Source organism: Streptomyces sp. MB09-01 (genome assembly GCF_033794505.1).
Taxonomy (GTDB): Bacteria; Actinomycetota; Actinomycetes; order Streptomycetales; family Streptomycetaceae; genus Streptomyces.
Genome location: NZ_JARAYQ010000082.1, coordinates 1 through 18665, shown reverse-complemented (window position 1 = coordinate 18665; position 18665 = coordinate 1). Strand labels below are relative to the sequence as shown.

General features: G+C 72.1%; 19 protein-coding genes, 1 pseudogene and 1 riboswitch. Of the genes and pseudogenes, 12 read left to right on the top strand and 8 right to left on the bottom strand.

Features of this window, described 5'->3' with window-relative positions; genetic code table 11:
- Window position 1: 1 nt before the first annotated feature.
- Entirely contained in the window at window positions 2-1396 is a 1395-nt protein-coding gene (locus tag PV721_RS19000) for a PLP-dependent aminotransferase family protein (RefSeq protein ID WP_319725799.1), read from the top strand.
- 167 nt (window positions 1397-1563) lie between these two features.
- Here the strand turns inward: PV721_RS19000 and PV721_RS18995 are convergent, their stop codons facing one another.
- Window positions 1564-2394: a hypothetical protein gene (locus PV721_RS18995; protein ID WP_319725832.1), complete on the bottom strand. Its 831-nt coding sequence runs from the start codon at window positions 2392-2394 to the stop codon at window positions 1564-1566.
- Between the two features lie 116 nt (window positions 2395-2510).
- On the opposite strand from PV721_RS18995, the gene PV721_RS18990 reads away from it, so the two are divergent.
- Window positions 2511-2813, top strand: coding sequence for a hypothetical protein (locus PV721_RS18990; RefSeq protein WP_030710521.1), 303 nt, complete (start codon window positions 2511-2513; stop codon window positions 2811-2813).
- 9 nt (window positions 2814-2822) lie between these two features.
- Window positions 2823-4025 carry a glutathionylspermidine synthase family protein gene (locus tag PV721_RS18985; protein ID WP_319725797.1) on the top strand — a complete coding sequence of 401 codons (1203 nt, stop codon included), beginning with the start codon at window positions 2823-2825 and terminating at the stop codon, window positions 4023-4025.
- A gap of 18 nt (window positions 4026-4043) precedes the next feature.
- Here PV721_RS18985 and rocD read toward each other — a convergent pair whose 3' ends face one another.
- Window positions 4044-5249, bottom strand: a complete 1206-nt coding sequence (rocD, locus tag PV721_RS18980; RefSeq protein WP_319725795.1) for an ornithine--oxo-acid transaminase — start codon at window positions 5247-5249, stop codon at window positions 4044-4046.
- Between the two features lie 134 nt (window positions 5250-5383).
- A riboswitch (ZMP/ZTP riboswitch) is annotated at window positions 5384-5474 on the top strand.
- Between the two features lie 34 nt (window positions 5475-5508).
- On the opposite strand from rocD, the gene glyA reads away from it, so the two are divergent.
- From glyA to PV721_RS18960, 4 genes are all read left to right on the top strand, one after another.
- Window positions 5509-6777, top strand: coding sequence for a serine hydroxymethyltransferase (glyA, locus tag PV721_RS18975; protein WP_319725793.1), 1269 nt, complete (start codon window positions 5509-5511; stop codon window positions 6775-6777).
- Between the two features lie 273 nt (window positions 6778-7050).
- Complete coding sequence (trpS, locus tag PV721_RS18970) at window positions 7051-8064, top strand: tryptophan--tRNA ligase (RefSeq protein ID WP_319725791.1); 1014 nt, start codon at window positions 7051-7053, stop codon at window positions 8062-8064.
- A gap of 97 nt (window positions 8065-8161) precedes the next feature.
- Window positions 8162-8767: a 2'-5' RNA ligase family protein gene (locus PV721_RS18965; RefSeq protein WP_319725789.1), complete on the top strand. Its 606-nt coding sequence runs from the start codon at window positions 8162-8164 to the stop codon at window positions 8765-8767.
- Window positions 8768-8945: 178 nt separating this feature from the next.
- Entirely contained in the window at window positions 8946-9845 is a 900-nt protein-coding gene (locus tag PV721_RS18960; RefSeq protein ID WP_319725786.1) for a YihY/virulence factor BrkB family protein, read from the top strand.
- Window positions 9846-10046: 201 nt separating this feature from the next.
- Here the strand turns inward: PV721_RS18960 and PV721_RS18955 are convergent, their stop codons facing one another.
- The gene (locus tag PV721_RS18955) at window positions 10047-11474 is read right to left on the bottom strand and encodes a D-alanyl-D-alanine carboxypeptidase (RefSeq protein ID WP_416371134.1); all 1428 of its coding nucleotides are present in this window, start codon (window positions 11472-11474) and stop codon (window positions 10047-10049) included.
- Here PV721_RS18955 and PV721_RS18950 point away from each other — a divergent pair.
- The 3 genes from PV721_RS18950 to PV721_RS18940 all read left to right on the top strand — a co-directional run bounded on the left by PV721_RS18950 (window position 11413) and on the right by PV721_RS18940 (window position 14675).
- Window positions 11413-11721, top strand: coding sequence for an SCO4848 family membrane protein (locus PV721_RS18950; protein WP_319725782.1), 309 nt, complete (start codon window positions 11413-11415; stop codon window positions 11719-11721). The genes PV721_RS18955 and PV721_RS18950 overlap by 62 nt on opposite strands.
- Complete coding sequence (locus tag PV721_RS18945) at window positions 11718-12998, top strand: metallophosphoesterase (protein ID WP_319725780.1); 1281 nt, start codon at window positions 11718-11720, stop codon at window positions 12996-12998. The genes PV721_RS18950 and PV721_RS18945 overlap by 4 nt, the downstream gene beginning before the upstream one ends.
- Before the next feature lie 120 nt (window positions 12999-13118).
- Window positions 13119-14675: an ABC transporter substrate-binding protein gene (locus PV721_RS18940; protein ID WP_319725777.1), complete on the top strand. Its 1557-nt coding sequence runs from the start codon at window positions 13119-13121 to the stop codon at window positions 14673-14675.
- A 15-nt stretch (window positions 14676-14690) separates the two neighbouring features.
- Here the strand turns inward: PV721_RS18940 and PV721_RS18935 are convergent, their stop codons facing one another.
- The 4 genes from PV721_RS18935 to PV721_RS43950 form a co-directional block, all read right to left on the bottom strand.
- On the bottom strand, window positions 14691-15434 hold the full coding sequence (locus PV721_RS18935; RefSeq protein WP_319725774.1) for a TetR family transcriptional regulator: 744 nt from the start codon (window positions 15432-15434) through the stop codon (window positions 14691-14693).
- A gap of 11 nt (window positions 15435-15445) precedes the next feature.
- Complete coding sequence (locus PV721_RS18930; protein WP_319725772.1) at window positions 15446-15853, bottom strand: thiol-disulfide oxidoreductase DCC family protein; 408 nt, start codon at window positions 15851-15853, stop codon at window positions 15446-15448.
- A gap of 21 nt (window positions 15854-15874) precedes the next feature.
- Window positions 15875-16279, bottom strand: a complete 405-nt coding sequence (locus PV721_RS18925; protein ID WP_319725769.1) for a hypothetical protein — start codon at window positions 16277-16279, stop codon at window positions 15875-15877.
- Between the two features lie 395 nt (window positions 16280-16674).
- Window positions 16675-16866: a hypothetical protein gene (locus tag PV721_RS43950; protein WP_416371133.1), complete on the bottom strand. Its 192-nt coding sequence runs from the start codon at window positions 16864-16866 to the stop codon at window positions 16675-16677.
- Here PV721_RS43950 and PV721_RS43945 point away from each other — a divergent pair.
- Window positions 16793-17002 (top strand): annotated as a pseudogene (locus tag PV721_RS43945) (hypothetical protein); the annotation flags it as partial. The gene PV721_RS43950 and the pseudogene PV721_RS43945 sit on opposite strands and share 74 nt — an antisense overlap.
- 133 nt (window positions 17003-17135) lie before the next feature.
- Window positions 17136-17408, top strand: coding sequence for a hypothetical protein (locus PV721_RS43940; protein WP_416371132.1), 273 nt, complete (start codon window positions 17136-17138; stop codon window positions 17406-17408).
- A 40-nt stretch (window positions 17409-17448) separates the two neighbouring features.
- Here the strand turns inward: PV721_RS43940 and PV721_RS18915 are convergent, their stop codons facing one another.
- Window positions 17449-18000: a hypothetical protein gene (locus PV721_RS18915; RefSeq protein ID WP_319725830.1), complete on the bottom strand. Its 552-nt coding sequence runs from the start codon at window positions 17998-18000 to the stop codon at window positions 17449-17451.
- Window positions 18001-18665 lie beyond the last annotated feature (665 nt).

Sequence of the window (18665 nt, the reverse complement as noted above, 5' to 3'; positions counted from 1 at the left end):
CATGACGGAATCAAGGGCCACTTTCGGCGCCGACCTGCATCTGGACCTCTCCGCCGGGCGCGGTCTGCGGGCCGGTCTCACCGAGGCGCTGCGCGAGGCCGCACGCAGCGGGCGGCTGGCGGCCGGGACCCGGCTCCCGTCCTCACGCACCCTCGCCGCCGACATGGGCATCGCCCGCAACACGGTCGCGGAGGCGTACGCCGAACTGGTCGCCGAGGGGTGGCTGACCGCCCGCCAGGGGTCCGGCACCCAGGTCGCGGAACGGGCCCGTCCGCGCCGGGCCGCGGCGGTCGCGCCCGTACGGCGCCCCGCGCGCAAGGGGCCCTCGTACAGCCTGGTGCCCGGCTTCCCGGACCTGGGCGCCTTCCCGCGCGCGGCCTGGCTCTCGGCGGCCCGGCGGGCGCTGACCGACGCGCCGAACGAGGCCTTCGGGTACGGGCTGGACGGGCGCGGCCGCGTCGAGCTGCGGCAGGCGCTGGCCGGCTACCTGGCACGGGCCCGCGGGGTGTACGCGGACCCGGAGCGCATCGTGCTGTGCGCGGGCTTCCTGCACGGGCTGACCCTGCTGGCGGGGGTGCTGCGGGCGCGGCGGGTGCGGGAGGTGGCGGTGGAGGGGTACGGCCTGGACTTCCACCGGAACCTGCTGGTGCGGGCGGGGCTGCGGACGCGGCCGCTGGGAGTGGACGGGGACGGGGCCCGCACCGGGGAGCTGACCGCCGCGGCGGGCGCGGTGCTGCTGACCCCCGCGCACCAGTTCCCGACGGGCGCGGCCCTGACCCCGGCCCGCCGGGCGGCGGCGGTCGACTGGGCCCGGACCACGGGCGGGCTGATCCTGGAGGACGACTACGACGGGGAGTTCCGCTACGACCGCCAGCCGGTCGGCGCCCTCCAGGGGCTGGACCCGGACCGGGTGGTCTACCTCGGCACGGCCAGCAAGTCACTGGCGCCGGGGCTCCGGATGGGCTGGATGGTGGTCCCGCCGGGGCTGCTGGACGAGGTCCTGGCGGCCAAGGGCCCCACGGACTGGGCCTCCAGCACGCTGGAGCAGCTCACGCTGGCGGAGTTCATCACCTCGGGGGCGTACGACCGCCACGTGCGCGGCATGCGGCTGCGGTACCGGCGGCGCCGGGACGAACTGGTGGCGGCGGTGGCGGGCCGGGTGGGCGTGTCGGGGATCGCGGCCGGGCTGCACGCGGTGCTGGACCTCCCGGCGGGGACGGAGCGGTCGGTCCTGCAGTCGGCCGCCTGGCAGGACCTGGCCCTGCACGGCCTGTCCGCGTTCCGGCACCCGGAGGCCGGGCTCGCGCCGCGGGACGCGCTGGTCGTCGGCTACGGGACCCCGCCGGACAGCGCCTGGTCCCCCACCCTGGCCGCCCTCGTCGCCGCCCTCCCGTAACAGGCCGCGCTGCCGAGCTCTGCCCGGACACCCGGGCCTCGTCGCCGGCGAGGCTGAAAGTGCCGCTCTGCGGCAATCCAGCCCGCCGGCGTCGAGGCGCGGGGTTCGGGGCGGAGCCCCGACACGACGGGGCGCGGGCTGCAGACGGGCCTGCACCACCGCCCCGGTCACCCGGCCGGGGACGGCTCCGGCCGGGCGGGTTCGCCGAAGCGGGCGAGCGCCAGGGAGCCGGCCACCGCGACGACGAAGCCGGTCACGGCGAGCCAGGTCAGGCCCTCGCGGGTGCGGTCGCCGAGCCAGACCACGCCCACCACCGCCGGGCCGACCGTCTCGCCGAGCACCAGCCCCGCCGTCGCCGCCGTCACCGAGCCGCGCGCCAGCGCCGAGGTGAGCAGCAGGAAGGCCGCCCCGCCGCCCAGCAGGAGTGCGTACAGCGCGGGGTTGCGCAGGTCCCAGGGGGAGTCGATGAGCCGCACCGAGACCTCGACCACTCCGAAGCCCGTCCCCGCGGCCAGGCCCAGGACCAGCGCCCGGGGCCGGTCCGGGAGCCGCCCCGCCACCGCGCCGACCACCAGCACCAGCCCCGCCACGGCCAGCAGCCCCAGCTTCAGCGCGAGCGACCCGGTCCCCGAGCCCTCCTCTCCGGCGGCGAGCCCGAGCATCAGCAGCCCCGCGCACACCACCCACACCGCGCCCCATTCCGTCCGGGACAGCCGCACGCGCAGCAGCCGCGCCGCGACCACCGCCGTCACCGCCAGACTGGCGGCCAGCGCGGCCCCCACCGCGTAGATCGGGACATGGCGCAGCGCGATGATCTGGAGGACGAAGCCCACCGCGTCGAGGCCGAGGCCCAGCAGGTACCGCCACTGCCGTACGGCGCGCAGGAACAGCGCCGTGTCCACCCCGGACCCCGATCCCGGCTCCGCCGCCCGCGCCGCGACCGCCTGGAGAACGGACGCCGTGCCGAAGCAGACCGCCGCACCGAGGGCGCAAATCATCCCAATGAGCACGAACTGACTCTAGGTCACGGATCTCACGGCGGCCGGATTCCATCGGCCGGGGCCACCGCTCTACTCTGTCGGCAGCACGCCAGGCCCCAGGGGGAACAGCAGACATGGACAGCAGCAGCACCAACCAGCGCCGTATGCGCTCCGGCGCGGTCGCCCTCGGCGGCATGGGCCTGCTCGCGGCCACCCTCGTGGCCTGCGGCAGCAGCGACGAGCCCGACAAGCGCTGCGCGTCCCGCTCCACGCTGGAGCACCTGAACAACAAGGAGTGCAAGAGCGGCGGCCGCGGGGCGTACTACTACGGCGGCTACGTCAGCAGCGGCAAGGTCTCCGGCGGCAGCTTCGACAAGTCCGCCGTCACCCGCGGCGGCATCGGCGGCCACAGCAGCTCCGGCTCCAGCGGCGGCTGAGGAAAACCCATGCAGCGGCACACCATCGAGCCCCGCCCCGGCTGGCAGAAGACCGTCGAGGAGCAGGGGCTCATCTATCCCCTCACCCGCTACCCCGACGACTCCCTGCGCCCCTACTGGGACGAGAGCGCGTACTACTCGTTCTCCCTACCCGAGGTGGAGGCCCTGGAGAACGTCGTCGAGGAGCTGCACGCCATGTGCCTGGCCGCGGCCGCGCACATCGTCGAGCACGACCGCTTCGCCGACCTCGGCATCACCGACCCCGCGCTCGCCGCGCTGATCGCCGAGTCCTGGCGCCGCCGCGCCGAACAGCCCTCCCTCTACGGCCGTTTCGACCTGCGCTACGACGGCACCGGCAGCCCGGCCAAGATGCTGGAGTACAACGCCGACACGCCCACCTCCCTCGTGGAGGCGGCCAGTCCGCAGTGGTTCTGGATGGAGGAGCGGTTCCCCGGCGCCGACCAGTGGAACTCCCTCCACGAGCGCCTCGTCGACGCCTGGCGCCGCCAGGCCGAGCTGCTGCCGCCCGGCCCGCTGCACTTCGCGCACTCCGAGACCGACGAGCTCGGCGAGGACCTGATGACGGTCGCCTACCTCCAGGAGACCGCCGAGCAGGCCGGCCTCGACACCCACGCCCTCTCCGTCGAGCAGATCGGCTGGGACAGCCTGTCCGGCCGGTTCGTGGACGAGAAGCTCCGCTTCATCCGCAGCTGCTTCAAGCTCTACCCGTGGGAGTGGCTGGCCACGGACGAGTTCGGCCCGCAGGTCCTCGGCACGTACGACCACGGCGGCGGCACCGGCACCACCTGCTGGATCGAGCCCCTGTGGAAGATGCTGCTCTCCAACAAGGCGCTGCTGGCGATCCTGTGGGAGCTGTTCCCGGAGCACCCGAACCTGCTGCCCGCCTACCTCGACGGACCGCGCGAACTGGCCGGGGCCGGGTCCGCCGGTTACGTGGCCAAGCCGCTCCTCGGCCGCGAGGGCGCGGGGGTAACCCTGCACGAACCGGGCGAGGGCGGCGAGCCGTTCGTAGCGGAGGAGGGCGAGCGGTACTGCTTCCAGGGCCTGGCCCCGCTGCCCGACTTCGACGGCAACCGGGTCGTGCTCGGCGCGTGGGTCGTAGAGGACGAGGCGGCGGGGCTCGGCATCCGCGAATCGGCGGGGCCGGTCACGGACGAGTACGCCCGCTTTCTGCCCCACGTGATCCTCTAGGGTCCGGCGGCCCCTGCCTCAGGAGGCCAGCACCGCCCGGAGCTGGTCCAGCCCCCAGTCCAGGTCCTCCTTGCTGATCACCAGCGGCGGGGCGAGCCGGATCGTCGATCCGTGGGTGTCCTTCACCAGCACCCGCCGGTCCATCAGCCTCTCGGACACCTCCCGGCCCGTCCCGTGGCCGGGGGCGATGTCCACGCCCGCCCACAGCCCCCGGCCCCGTACGGCGGTCACGGCGCCCGCGCCGACCAGCAGGCCCAGCTCGTGGTGCAGGTGGTCGCCCAGCTCGGTGGCGCGCTGCTGGTACTCGCCGCTGCGGAGCATCGCGACGACCTCCAGGGCGACGGCGCACGCGAGGGGGTTCCCGCCGAAGGTGGACCCGTGCTGGCCGGGCCGGAACACCCCGAGCACGTCCCGGTCGGCGACGACGGCCGACACCGGCACCACGCCGCCGCCGAGCGCCTTGCCGAGGATGTAGACGTCGGGGACGACCCCCTCGTGCTCGCAGGCGAAGGTCTTCCCGGTCCGGCCCAGTCCCGACTGGATCTCGTCCGCCATGAAGAGCACGTTCCGCTGGCGGGTCAGCTCCCGCACGCCGCTCAGGTACCCGGCGGGCGGCACCAGCACCCCCGCCTCGCCCTGGATCGGCTCCAGCAGGACGGCCACGGTGTTCTCGGTGACGGCGTGGGACAGCGCGGTGAGGTCCCCGTACGGGACGATCTCGAAGCCCGGCGTGTACGGACCGAAGTGGTCGCGGGCGTCGTGGTCCGTCGAGAAGGAGACGACGGTCGTGGTCCGGCCGTGGAAGTTGTCGGCGGCGACCACGATCTTGGCGTGCCCGTCCGGAACGCCCTTGACCTCGTAGCCCCACTTGCGGGCGGTCTTCACCGCCGTCTCCACGGCCTCCGCGCCCGTGTTCATCGGCAGCACCATCTCCTTGCCGCACAGATCGGCGAGCTCGGTGCAGAAGTCGGCGAACCGGTCGTGGTGGAAGGCGCGCGAGGTGAGCGTGACCCGCTCCAGCTGGGCCCGGGCGGCGTCGATCAGACGCCGGTTGCCGTGCCCGAAGTTGAGGGCGGAGTACCCGGCGAGCATGTCGAGATATCTGCGGCCCTCCACGTCGGTCATCCACGCACCTTCCGCGGACGCGACGACGACGGGCAGCGGATGGTAGGTGTGCGCGCTGTGCGCGTCGGCGGAGCGGATGGCATCAGCAGTTGTCGACACGGGGTCTCCGATCGTCCGTCTTGCCCGGTGCAGCGGTGACGAGGGTGGCGTCACCCTTCTTATCGTCGCCTTCTTATCGTCGCTCCGATCCCGGATGCAGAAACCTTCCGCGCGGCGCGCCCGCTAAGGTGGGCGGTACGCACGGCGACTGGCGCACGGAGAACGAACTCCGGGGGAGTCGTGCGCGTTCGACCGCATTCAGGGCCGCTCGCCTGGGCCTCGCGGGGTACCGATCACATCGACCCCGGAGGAGCCCGCCATGTCCGCGAGCCGCCATCCCGCCCTTTCCGCGACCGATCCCGAACTGGCGTCGTTCGTCGCGGCGGAAGAAGTGCTCCAGTCGCAGACCCTGCGCCTGATCCCCAGTGAGAACTACGTGTCCGCGGCCGTCCTCGAGGCCTCCGGCACCGTGCTGCAGAACAAGTACAGCGAGGGCTACCCCGGCCGCCGCTACTACGAGGGCCAGCAGAACGTCGACCGCGTCGAGGCCCTGGCGATCGAGCGGGCGAAGGGCCTGTTCGGCGTGGACCACGCGAACGTCCAGCCGTACTCCGGCTCGCCGGCCAACCTGGCCGTGTACCTGGCCTTCGCGAAGCCCGGCGACACCGTGATGGGCATGGCCCTGCCGATGGGCGGGCACCTGACGCACGGCTGGGGCGTCTCGGCGACGGGCTCGTGGTTCCGGGGCGTGCAGTACGGCGTCCAGGCCGACACCGGGCTCATCGACTACGACGCCGTGCGCGACCTGGCCCTCGCCGAACGACCCAAGCTGATCTTCTGCGGCGGCACCGCCCTGCCGCGCACGATCGACTTCGCCGCCTTCGCGTCGATCGCCGAGGAGGCGGGCTCGGTCCTGGTCGCGGACGTGGCCCACATCGCGGGCCTGATCGCGGGCGGCGCACACCCGTCCCCGGCGGGCCACGTGGACGTCATCTCCACCACGACCCACAAGACCCTGCGCGGTCCGCGGGGCGCGATGCTGATGTGCCGCGAGGAGCACGCGAAGGCCATCGACAAGGCGGTCTTCCCGGGCCTCCAGGGCGGCCCGCACAACCAGACGACGGCCGGCATCGCGGTGGCCCTGCACGAGGCGGCCCAGCCGTCCTTCACCGCCTACGCGCACGCGGTCGTCGCCAACGCGAAGGCGCTGGCGGCGGCGCTGCTGGAGCGGGGCTTCGACCTCGTGTCGGGCGGTACGGACAACCACCTGATCCTCATCGACCTGACGGGCAAGGACGTGCCGGGCAAGGTCGCGGCCAAGGCCCTGGACCGGGCGGGGATCGTGGTGAACTACAACACGGTTCCCTTCGACCCGCGCAAGCCGTTCGATCCCTCGGGAGTGCGGATCGGTACGCCGTCGCTGACGTCCCGCGGTCTGGGCGTCGCCCACATGCCGCAGGTCGCGGACTGGATCTCGCGCGCCGTCGACGCCGCGGCCAAGGGTGACGAGCCGGCCCTGGCCGCGGTCCGCACGGAGGTCGCGGACCTCATGGCCGCCTTCCCGGCCCCGGGCCTCCCCCTGGCCTGACCCGCGGACCCGCCGCCGGGGCCCCGCCCCGGCGGCAGGCCTCGAACGCCGGCGCGGCTGGAACGTCGTGATCGAGGCGCGGGTGCGGGCGGCGCGTGGGCGGGGCCCCGCGCAGCGGCCCACCTGCGGAAAGCGGTCGCTCGGCCGGGGCTGGATCCGGACGCACCGCTACCGCCGGGTACCCCGGCACCGCACGGACCGGGTCCGCGCGACCCGGAAGGATCCGGCCAGCGGCGGGCCCGAGCCCGCCCCCGCACCTGAGAGAATGAAGCCATGGCTTCTGATCGTCCTCGCGCGCTCTCCGGCATCCAGCCCACCTCCGGTTCGTTCCACCTCGGGAACTACCTCGGAGCCATTCGCCAGTACGTCGCCCTGCAGGAGACGCACGACGCGTTCTACATGGTGGTCGACCTGCACGCGATCACCATGCCGCAGGATCCGAAGGACCTCCGCGCGAACACCCGTCTCTCCGCCGCGCAGCTGCTCGCCGCCGGCCTGGACCCCGAGCGCTGCACGCTCTTCATCCAGAGCCACGTGCCCGAGCACGCCCAGCTCGGCTGGGTCATGAACTGCATCACCGGTTTCGGCGAGGCCAGCCGGATGACCCAGTTCAAGGACAAGTCCGCGAAGGGCGGCGTCAACAGCGCCAGCGTCGGCCTGTTCACGTACCCGATCCTCCAGGTCGCCGACATCCTGCTCTACCAGGCGAACGCCGTCCCGGTCGGCGAGGACCAGCGCCAGCACATCGAGCTGACCCGCGACCTCGCCGAGCGTTTCAACCAGCGCTACGGCAAGACCTTCACCCTGCCCGCCGCGCACATCGTCAAGGAGGTCGCGAAGATCTACGACCTCCAGGACCCGGCGATCAAGATGTCGAAGTCCGCGTCGTCCCCCAAGGGCCTGATCAACCTCCTCGACGAGCCCAAGGTCACCGAGAAGAAGATCAAGAGCGCGGTCACCGACACCGAGGCCGAGATCCGCTTCGACACCGAGAAGAAGCCCGGCCTCAGCAACCTGCTCACGATCTACTCCACCCTCACGGGCGAGACGATCGCCGAGCTGGAGACGAAGTACGAGGGCAAGGGCTACGGCGCGCTGAAGACCGACCTGGCCGGTGTGATGGTCGATTTCGTCACACCGTTCAAGCAGCGCACCCAGGAGTACCTGGACGACCCGGAGACGCTGGACTCGATCCTGGCCAAGGGCGCGGAGAAGGCCCGTGCGGTCGCCGCCGAGACCCTCGCGCAGGCGTACGACCGCCTGGGTCTGGTGCCCGCCAAGCACTGACGAACGCAACTACGGACAGAGGGCCCTGGCAAGAACGGGGGTGCTGCCGCCACACTGGGGCGGCAGCAGTCCACAGCGACAAGCGGAGGAGAGATACGTGGGGACCGTAACGCTCGGCGTTTCGATCGCGGTCCCGGAGCCGTACGGCAGCCAGCTCCAGCAGCGGCGCGCCGGCTTCGGGGACGCTGCCGCGCACGGCATCCCCACGCACGTCACCCTCGTGCCGCCGACCGAGGTGGAGGCGGACCGGCTCCCGGCGATCCGGGCCCACCTCGCCGGGGTCGCGGCAGCCTCCCGCGCCTTCCGGATGCGGCTGGGCGGGACGGGAACCTTCCGCCCCCTCTCGCCGGTCGTCTACGTCCAGGTCGTCGAGGGCGCCGCGGGCTGCACCCGCCTCCAGGGCGAGGTCCGCGACCCGCACGGGCCGCTCAGCCGCGAGCTGGCCTTCCCGTACCACCCCCACGTCACCGTCGCCCACGGGATCTCCGAGGAGGCGATGGACCTGGCCTTCTCGGCCCTCTCCGAGTACGCCGCCGAGTGGCTCTGCGAGGGCTTCGCGCTCTACGAGCAGGGCTCGGACGGGGTCTGGCGCAAGCTGCGCGAGTATCCCTTCGGGACCGGGGCGAGCGGCGTGCCGACGCAGCCCGGCTGCCCCGCGGGCGAGGCGGCGGGGGCGACCGGGGCGACCGCGCTGCCGTCCTGACGGAGCGGGCGCAGGGTCAGCCGGGCGGTGCGCCGGGCGCTGAATCTCAGCCTTCGCAGGACCAGCGTGTGGAACGGGCGACCCGCAGGGCGCGCTTCGGAAAAAGTCACAGTCGACGACCGTAGTGCCCGAAACCGACAATTCCGGCTATTTCCGAGCGCTCATTTACGGTGACCCCATGGACTGGCTGACGAAACTCCCGGTGATCGGCCCGCTCGCGGCCCGTCTCATGCGGACGCACGCGTGGCGTTCGTACGAACGCCTCGACCGCGTGCACTGGGCCCGGCTCGCCGCCGCGATCACCTTCCTCAGCTTCCTCGCGCTCTTCCCGCTGATCACCGTGGCCGCCGCGGTGGGCGCGTCGCTGCTCAGCGAGAAGCAGCTGGACCAGCTGGAGAAGAACCTCTCCGAGCAGGTCCCGGGCATCTCCGACCAGCTCGACATCGAGGGGCTCGTCGCGAACGCGGGCACCGTCGGGCTCGTCGCCGGCGCCTTCCTGCTCTTCACCGGCATCGGGTGGGTGGGCTCGATGCGGGACTGCCTGCGCGCCGTGTGGGACAAGGACGACGAGGACGACGGGAACCCCATCGTCCGCAAGGGCAAGGACGGGCTCGTGCTGCTCGGCCTGGGCGGGGTGGGCCTTGCCTCGGCCGCCGCCTCGATCTTCGGGTCCTCGGCGGTCGGGAAGTCCGCCGAGTGGCTGGGCATCCCGCGCGAGGGCGCGGGCGGCGCGCTCCTGCGCGCGGCCGCCTTCCTCGTCGGCGTCGTGGCCGCCTTCCTGGTGCTGCTCTACCTGCTGACCCTGCTCCCCGGGGTGGAACCGCCGCGCCGCCGCCTGATCGAGGCGGCGCTCATCGGCGCGGCGGGTTTCGAGCTGCTGAAGCTGCTCCTCAGCGGCTACATGCGGGAGGTCGCCGCGAAGAGCATGTACGGGGCCTTCGGGGTGCCGATCGCCCTGCTGCTGTGGATCAACTTCTCGGCGAAGCTGTTGCTGTTCGTCTCGTCCTGGACGGCCACGCGCGGCGAGGAGGAAGACCCGGAACCCCAGGTGGGCGGCGAGGCGGACTCGATCGGGTGAATCATGCGCTCGGTCCCGGCAGGCGTGGGTAGAGATCTACTTCCTCGTCGACGGGTCGCACGGCCCCGTGGGGCGCTACGACGGGACCCGGGGGCGGACCGGCGCCTCTCCGGCACTGACCAACCCGTCCGGCCATGCCAACTGGTCCACCCTGCGCCAGTTCTGATCGAAGGGGCCGGGCCCGTACGGCCCCGCCCGGGCCTACACCAGGTCCTCGCCCCGGCTGCGGCGGCCGCGGGGCCAGCGGCGGTTGACGAGGAAGGCGCCGCCCGCCAGTACGGCCAGCACGCCGCCCGCGACGCCCAGCGCGGTGCCCATGCCGCCGCCCGAGCCCTGCCCGGCCGCCGAGGGGTTGTTCTCGTGCGACTGGGCCGGGGAGCCGTGCGAGGAGGTGTCGGCGCTCTTCGGCGGCACGAGCTCACCCACCGGCTTGACCTTGCCGGCCGCCGCGAAGCCCCAGTCGAACAGCGCCGCGGTCTCCTCGTAGACGGAGTTCGCGCCGCCCGAGTCCGGGTTCATCACCGTGACCAGCAGCTTCCTGGAGCCCTGCTGGGCGGCGCCGGTGAAGGTGGAGCCGGCCATGGTGGTGTTGCCGTTCTTCACCCCGGCGATGCCCTTGTAGGGGGAGAGCCCGCCCGCACCCGTCATCAGCCGGTTTGTGTTCTGGATCTCGAAGTACTCGCGCGGCTTGCCGGCCTCGTGCCGGCCGGGGAACTTCGCGCTCACCGTGCCGCAGTACTCCCGGAAGTCCTGCTTCTGCAGCCCGGAGCGGGCGATCAGCGTGAGGTCGTACGCGCTCGACACCTGTTCCGGGGCGTCGTACCCGTCGGGGGAGACGACGTGCGTGTCCAGGGCCTGCAGCTCCTCGGCGTGCGCCTGCATGTCCTTGACGGTCTTGTCGATGCCGCCGTTCATGGCCGAAAGTACGTGCACGGCGTCGTTGCCCGAGCGCAGGAACACCCCGAGCCACAGGTCGTGGACGGAGTACTCGAGGTCCTCCTTGACCCCGACCAGGCTGCTGCCCGGGCCCACGCCGTCCATGTCCTGCTCGGTGACCTTGTGGACCTGCTCCTTGGGCAGGCCCGGCAGCACGGTGTCCGCGAAGAGCATCTTCATGGTGGAGGCCGGGGGCAGCCGCCAGTGCGCGTTGTGCGCCGCCAGGACCTCACCCGTCTCGGCGTCGGCCACGATCCAGGACCGCCCGCTGAGGTTCGTGGGCAGGGCGGGCGCACCGGGCAGCAGGTTCACCTGGGTTCCCGGCTGGCCGAGCAGGGATCCGCCGACCGTCGACATCGACACGGGCGGCGCGGGCGCCTGCGGCGCCTTGGCGGGCCCGCCCTTTCCATCGGCCGGCGGGGTCGGCGCGGCGTGGGCGGGTGCCACCAGCAGGGCGGGCGCCAGCAACGCGGCGGAAAGGACCGTCAGCGCGGTCGTCTTGGCAGACACGCAGGTGAAAGTACCTCCCGATGAGCTGTACGGCGTCGCGGACCGGCCAATTCGGTGCAACCAACCCCGGGACAGCCCACCCCGGCGCGTCCGTCCTGGGGACGAATCCGATACTGAAGGCATGAAACTCAGCCGCGCCGCCTCCTGGTTCCTGCTCGCCTTCGGAGTGTGGAGCTGGTTCATCTGGGTGTCTTTCGTCCGGAACCTGTGGAGGAACGGCAGTGGCCAGGCCTTCGATGCGGCGGGCGATCCCACGTCCTACTTCTGGGTGCACCTGACGCTTGCGGTGACGTCCTTTCTCCTGGGGACGGCGGTCGGTGTGATCGGGTTGCGCGGGGTCCGGGCCCTGCGGCGCGAATCACGTACGGCCACGGACCCGGGCACGGGGACGGGCGCCGGCGCGGGCGGCGACAGAGGGGCCGCGGCATGACGATCCTCGCCTTCGCGCTCGTCGCGCTCGCGGTCTGCGCCCTGCTGGTGCTCGTGCACCGCTGGCTCTGGATCCGCCTGGTCCGCGACACCACGGCGCCCGGCGCCCTCACGCGCCGCATCGGCACGGCCTTGACCATCGCCCTGCCCCTTCTCTCTGTGGCCGCCCTGACCACGGGTCGCGCCGGAGCCCCCTTCTGGCTGCAGCAGACGGTGGCCTGGCCGGGATACCTCTGGCTCGCGGTGCTCCTGTACCTGACCCTGACGATGCTGGTCGCGGAGCCGATCCGCGCGCTGTTGCTCCGCCGTCTGGCCCACCGGGTCCCCTCCGGGGCGGTCGCCGGACCTCCCGCGAAGCAGACCGTCCCCCGGGCCGCCGCCCCCGAGCCCGACGCGGCGCCCGTCGCGGCTGCCACCGCCGAGTCCGGCGAGCCCGCCGCGACGGGCCTGGAACTGACCCGCCGCCGGTTCGTCGCGCGGGCCGTCGGCGGGGCGGCCGCCGCCGTGGCCGTCGGCACCGTCGCGACCGGGACGTACGGGGTCATGCGCGGGCCGAGCGTCCGGCGGGTGCAGGTGCCGCTGGCCAAACTGTCGCGCGCGGCGCACGGTTTCCGCATCGCCGTCGTCAGCGACGTCCACCTCGGCCCGGTCCTCGGCCGCGCCCACACCCAGCGCATCGTCGACACCGTCAACCGCACCCAGCCCGACCTCATCGCCATCGTCGGCGACCTCGTGGACGGCAGCGTCCCCGACCTCGGGCCCGCCGCGGAGCCGCTGCGCCGGCTCGCCGCCCGCCACGGCTCGTACTTCGTGACGGGGAACCACGAGTACTTCTCCGGTGCACAGCAGTGGATCGACCATGTCCGCGAACTCGGGCTGACCCCGCTGGAGAACGCCCGCCGCGCGCTGCCCCACTTCGACCTCGCCGGCGTCAACGACATCCAGGGGGAGCTGGAGGGGAGCGGCCCCGACTTCCAGGCGGCCCTCGGCGACCGCGACCGGACACGGGCCGCCGTACTCCTCGCCCACCAGCCGGTCGTCATCCACGACGCCGTCCGCCACGGCGTCGACCTCCAGCTCTCCGGCCACACCCACGGCGGCCAGCTCTGGCCCGGCAACTACCTCGCCGATCTCGCCAATCCCACCGTCGCCGGGTTGGAGCGCTACGGAGACACCCAGCTCTACGTGTCCCGCGGGGCCGGCGCCTGGGGACCCCCGGTCCGCGTGGGCGCGCCGTCCGACATCACGGTCGTAGAACTCGCCTCATATCAGGCCTGACGCCCCAACTGCCGCTGAGCGCCCGTGAATCGGCCTTCCGGTGGCCGATATTCCGTGATGGGATGACCGTTAATCGGACAGCGCATCGCTGCCACCGGGACAAGGGGCGGGGTTCACGGGATGCGGTCTGTCCGCTGGAAGATCATCGCGGTCGGGCTGGCCCTCGGCGTGGCCGGCGTCGGCGCCTGGCAGTTGCTGCCCGGGGACGGCGGCGGCCACGGCGCCATCCGGGTCGGGACGACCGACGTGGTCTCCTCCCTCGACCCCGCCGGGGCGTACGACGTCGGCTCCTGGGCCCTGTTCAGCAACGTCTACCAGTCGCTGCTGACCATCAAGCCCGGTTCCGACGCCCCCGTGCCGGACGCCGCCGCCTCCTGCGCCTTCGTCGGCCAGAAGCTCACCACCTACCAGTGCGAGCTGCGCCCCGACGTGAAGTTCGCCGGCGGCCGTGCGATCACCGCCCAGGACGTGAAGCACTCCTTCGACCGCATCAAGGCGATCAACTCCGACCAGGGCCCGGCCCCGCTCTTCAACACCCTGGAGTCGGTCAGCGCCGAGGGCCGCACGGTCACCTTCAACCTCTCCGCCGGCGACGCCACCTTCCCCTTCAAGATCGCGACGGGCGCCGCCTCGATCGTCGACAAGGAGAAGTACCCGGCGAAGTCCCTCCGCGAAGACGGCAAGGCCGACGGCTCCGGCCCGTACGCACTGGGCGCGTACAAGGCCGGTACGAGCGCCGAGCTCAAGCCCAACACCTCGTACAAGGGGCAGGGCAAGCCCGCCCGCACGTCCGTCACGGTGAAGTACTTCAAGGACTCCGCGGACCTCGACCAGGCGTGGAACGCCCGCCGGATCGAAGTCGCCCACCGGGAGATGTCGCCGGCCGTGCTCGCCGCCCTCGATCCGGGCATGCCGGACGTCCGCTACCAGGCCTCCGGCGGCAGCGAGACCCGCTCCATGGTCTTCAACGTCCGCCCCGGCTCGGCCGCCGCCCCGCTCGCCGTCCGCCAGGCCGTGGCCGCCCTGCTCGACCGCTCCAAGGTGGCGAGCGACGTCTACCTGGGCACCGTCACCCCGCTGTACTCCCTGGTCCCGGCGGGCATCGCCGGCCACAGCACGCCGTTCTTCGACGCCTACCCGACGCCCAACGGGGCCACCGCCAAGAAGCTCCTCAAGGACGCCGAGATCAAGGGTCCTGTCGCCCTCAACCTGGGGGTGAACGTGCGCGGCCCGAACATCTCCGAGGCCGAGGAGCTCAAGCGGCAGCTGGAGGGCACCGGACTCTTCCAGGTGACGATCAAGCCGGTCGAGAAGTGGGCCGACTTCCAGAAGGGTTACGCGGCGGGCGAATTCGACGTCTACACGATCGGGTGGATCGCCGACTTCCCGGACGCGGACAACTTCCTCGCCCCCCTCGTCGGCGCCGACTCGTCCATGAACAACGGCTTCTCCGACAAGCACGTCGACGAGCTGATCACCCGCACCCAGTCCCACTCGGAGCGGGCCGACGCGGCCGTCGAGTTCCGCGACCTCCAGAAGGTGGTCGCCCAGCAGGCCCCGATGGTGCCGATCTGGCAGAAGAAGGACTACGTGATGTCCCGCGACGCCGTCAGCGGCGCCCAGTACCTGTCGGACGGCACCGGGGTCTGGCGCCTGAGGGAACTCGACTGGCTCTGAGCCGGTGTCCCGGTCCTACGCGGGGTCCGGCTCCGGGCCCGCGTCCGGGTCCGACGCCTTGCGCCGCCCCGCCGTGGCCGTCTGGGCCATGCCCGGCAGGAAGTCCGCGAAGAGTTCGTGCACTTCCCGCACCAGCGGCCGCAGCACCCGGAACCGGGCCAGCACGATGCCCCGCGTCGTCAGCTGCGCGCCGCGCTCGGCGAGCCGCCGCGTCTTCTCGCTGTTCGGGGAGCGGTCGAAGACCCAGTACAGGACCAGGCCCATCTGCGAGAGCCACATGAGCTCCGGCAGCACGTCGGCCAGCTCGGCCGGAACCTTGGTCTTCGCCCCCGCCAGCACCTCGCGGTGGATGTCGATCGCCGCCTGCCGCGCCGATTCGGATTCCGGCGAGAAGGGGCTGAGCGGACTTTCGGGGTCGGCCGCGTTCTTGAAGAACTGCGAGGCGAACTCGTGGTACGGGGCCGCGATGTCCATCCAGCTGGTCAGTACGCCCGCGAGCCGCTTCTGCAGATCGGTCTCGTTGTCCAGGATGGGCCGGACCGCCGCCTGGTGGGCGGCGCCGATCCGGTCGTAGAACCCCTGGACCAGGTGTTCCTTCGATTCGAAGTAGTAGTAGGCGTTGCCGACCGAGACACCGGCCTCCTTCGCGATACCCCGCATCGTCGTCTTGTCGAAGCCGCGCTCCTGGAAGAGACGGAGGGCGGTTTCGAGGATGAGCGTGCGGGTCTGCTCGCTCTTGGGAGCCTTCTGATCAGTCACGGTGTATGAGCCTATCGGGGGACGGAGCACTGGTCGTCACAGGCCGGTCCCTCCGCGCCCTCGGGCACGCCCTCGGTCCGTACCGCCTGCCGCCAGGCGGAGGCGGTGTACATGGCCGCCCGGGCGAAGGGCCGGCCGGCCGCGGTGGCCAGCCAGTTGGCCCTCGGCCGGTGTTCCGCCAGCGCCCACAGACAGACGATGAAGGCGTCGGTCCCCTTCCACACCTGCCCCGAGTCCCCGACCACGGTGATCTCCTTCAGCGTCGACGCGTGGTCGAGCTGCGGGTACCGGCGGTGCGCCTCGTACGAGGCAGCGGGGACCAGGGCGAGCGGGACCAGCCAGCGCTGCGCGAGCAGCCAGTGCCTGATGTGCACGCAGAGCGGACAGTTCGCGTCGTACAGGACGGTCAGGTTCCGCACCGCTCCCGCGGGGGCCACGGTTCAGGCCCCGGCCGGCGCGGTCCACCCCTGCGGGGGGACGGGCGGGGTCTGCTGGCGCTCCATGATGCCCCGGCGGCGCATCTTGTTCAGGACCCAGACGTTTCCGAGGTGCATGACCCCGAGGACCAGCAGGACGACGCCGAGCTTGACCGAGAGGGCCTCGAAGAGGCCGCGTGCGCTGTCGATCTCTTCGCTCGACCTCAGGTAGAGGGTCACGAAGCCGATGTTCACGAGGTAGAAGCCGACCACGAGCAGCTGGTTGACGGCGTCCGCGAGCTTCTCGTTGCCCTGGAGGACGTCGCCGATGAAGACGCGGCCGTTGCGGCTGAGCGTGCGGGCCACCCAGACGGTGAGCCCGATGCTGATGAGCAGGTAGATGACGTACGTGACCACGGTGAGGTCCATAGCCCCAGCCCCCTTGAACGCGTTCAAATGCTTACGTCGTTGACTGTAGGGCCTTTTTTGAACAAGTTCAAGCGAGCTTCGGGACCCTCTCCGGCTGGACCGGACGACCCAATCGGCTCACCCGGTCGTGGCGATGCCCGGCGACAGTCGTAACCACCATGGGTTACACATGGCCACGCAGGGTAACCACCTCTGGATCACGTGCATTCGGTCGAGACAGCACCGGGCACCCGGACCGGAACGGCGCAGCGGCATCAGGAGCAGGAACAGCGCAGCCTGGGCACGGCGGCGGCGCGCAACCTCGCGACAACGACCAAGTCGGACCCGCAGATGCAGGGGACAAGCTCCCGCTGGCTCCTGCGGAAACTGCCCTGGGGGCACACGCCCGGCGGCGTCTACCGGGTCAACCGGCGGCTCTCGTACCCGCTCGGCGACGGCCGCGTCACCTTCGTCAAGACGGCTCCAAGGTCCAGCTCATCCCGGCCGAGCTGCCGCTCCTGCGCGGCTTCGACGATCCGCTGGCGCTCGGCGCGCTCGCCGAGAAGTTCGTGCAGAAGGAGTACCAGCCCGGCCGGGTCATCGTGCACTCCGGCAAGATGCGGCAGCTGCAACGGCTTCCGGACCAACCGGGCCGGCGAGAAGGCGATCGAGCTGAGCGCCGGCCACCACGAAGAGCACGTACTGCCCGGCGCCTTCGCCGACTACGAGCTCACGCCGCGCGAGTACGAGCTGAGCGTGGCCCAGACCGTGCTGAGGGTGCACACGCGCGTCGCCGACCTGCTCTCCATGCGGCGCGGCACCCAGTACCTGTTCGCCCACCCGAAGGCCATCGCCGCCTTCGGCAAGGTGGCGAGGGGTGCCGATCCTGCCCTGCGGGAAGATCCCGCTCACCGAACAGCACACCTCCTCGATCATCGCGGTGCGCACGGGCGACGACAACGAAGGCGTGATCGGCCTCTCCCAGACCGGCGCTGCCGGACGAGTTCGAGCCGGGGCTCAACGTCCGCTCATGGGCATCGACGAGCGCGCGATCATCTCGTACCTCGTCACCGCCTACTGCTCGACGGCCGTCCTGGTCCCGCACGCCGTCGGCGTCCGGGAGAACGTCGAGGTGCGTCCGCGTGCGTGAGGGCGGGGGCGCCCGCCGGCCGGGGCCCCGCCCCGCCCGGTCAGAAGCTCAGTGAACGGGCGTAGTTCACCTGTGACATCACCCACTGGTAGGTGCCGGCGTTCGTCGCCGGGATCATCGTGGAGTGGTGGCGGCCGCCGCTGGTCACCGTGACCTGGATGTAGCCGGTGGTGGTCTTCTCCTTCATCAGGAGGAAGAGCAGGCCGAGCAGGCAGAAGAGGAAGAAGACGATCGCGAGCACGATCGCGTGGGGCGGGATCTTCTCCTCGGTGCGCGAGAAGTCGGTCGCGTTCCACATCGCGCCCTTGAGCGGCATCGGGCCGGACGGCGTGATGATCTGGTCCCCGGCGATGGTGATGTCGCCGAGGGACAGGCCGGCGCCGCCGGCCGGGGCGGCGGCGGGGTAGCCGGGGGCCGGCAGGCCCGCGCCGCCGATGGTCGGCTGGTAGGCCGGGGCCGCCGGGTAGGGCTGGGGGTAGCCGTAACTGGCCTCGCCGGGGCCCCACTTGTATTCGCCCTGGCCGGGGGTGCCGGGCTGGCCGCCCTGGCCGGCGGGGTCGTTGGCGTACGGGTTCGGCTGCTGCTCGCTCATATGGCCGATCCTTCCACAACGACCCCCCTCCCCGTGGGCCGGTCGGAGAGCTGCCTCGACGATGCCGGTGACGTGCTCGACGGCCTCGTCCCTGGTCGCGGTCCGGGTCGGCAGGAAGGAGTACGTGACCACGCGGCGGCCGTCCGCGGTGCCGAAGGCCCCGCCGGAGTACTGGGCCATGCTGCCGGTCTTGCCCCACACCTCGGTGCCGTCGGACAGCGTGGAGGGGGCCAACACGCTCGCGCTGAAAGGCTCTTTGGCGGTTGTACTGCTGGGCCGTGACGGGCGACTCCGGCGCGGTGGCGCAGCCGGTCCAGGCGCGGACCGCCCGCTCGGGCGTCAGGCCGAGGCCGTCGCCGAGGGGCTCGCGGGGCAGGCCGAGGCCGCTGGTGTGGCTCAGCAGCTGGCCGATGGGGATGCGAAGGCTTCCTCGTCGACCGCCGGTCGGTGAGCGGAGAACGTGCCCGTGCCGGCCGCCGGGGCCGGGGCCGGGTGCGGCCGGGTCGACGCCGGCAGGGCGCCGACGGTGAGCGACGCCACGGCCGTGCAGGCGGCTGCCAGGGTGGCCCAAGGGGGGGCCCGTACGGAAGTTCGCGGGGTTCGTCGTGGCCGCATGCCTGCCGTGAGCAAGATCGGCCGGCCCCGGCCCCGGCGGGCGGCAACAT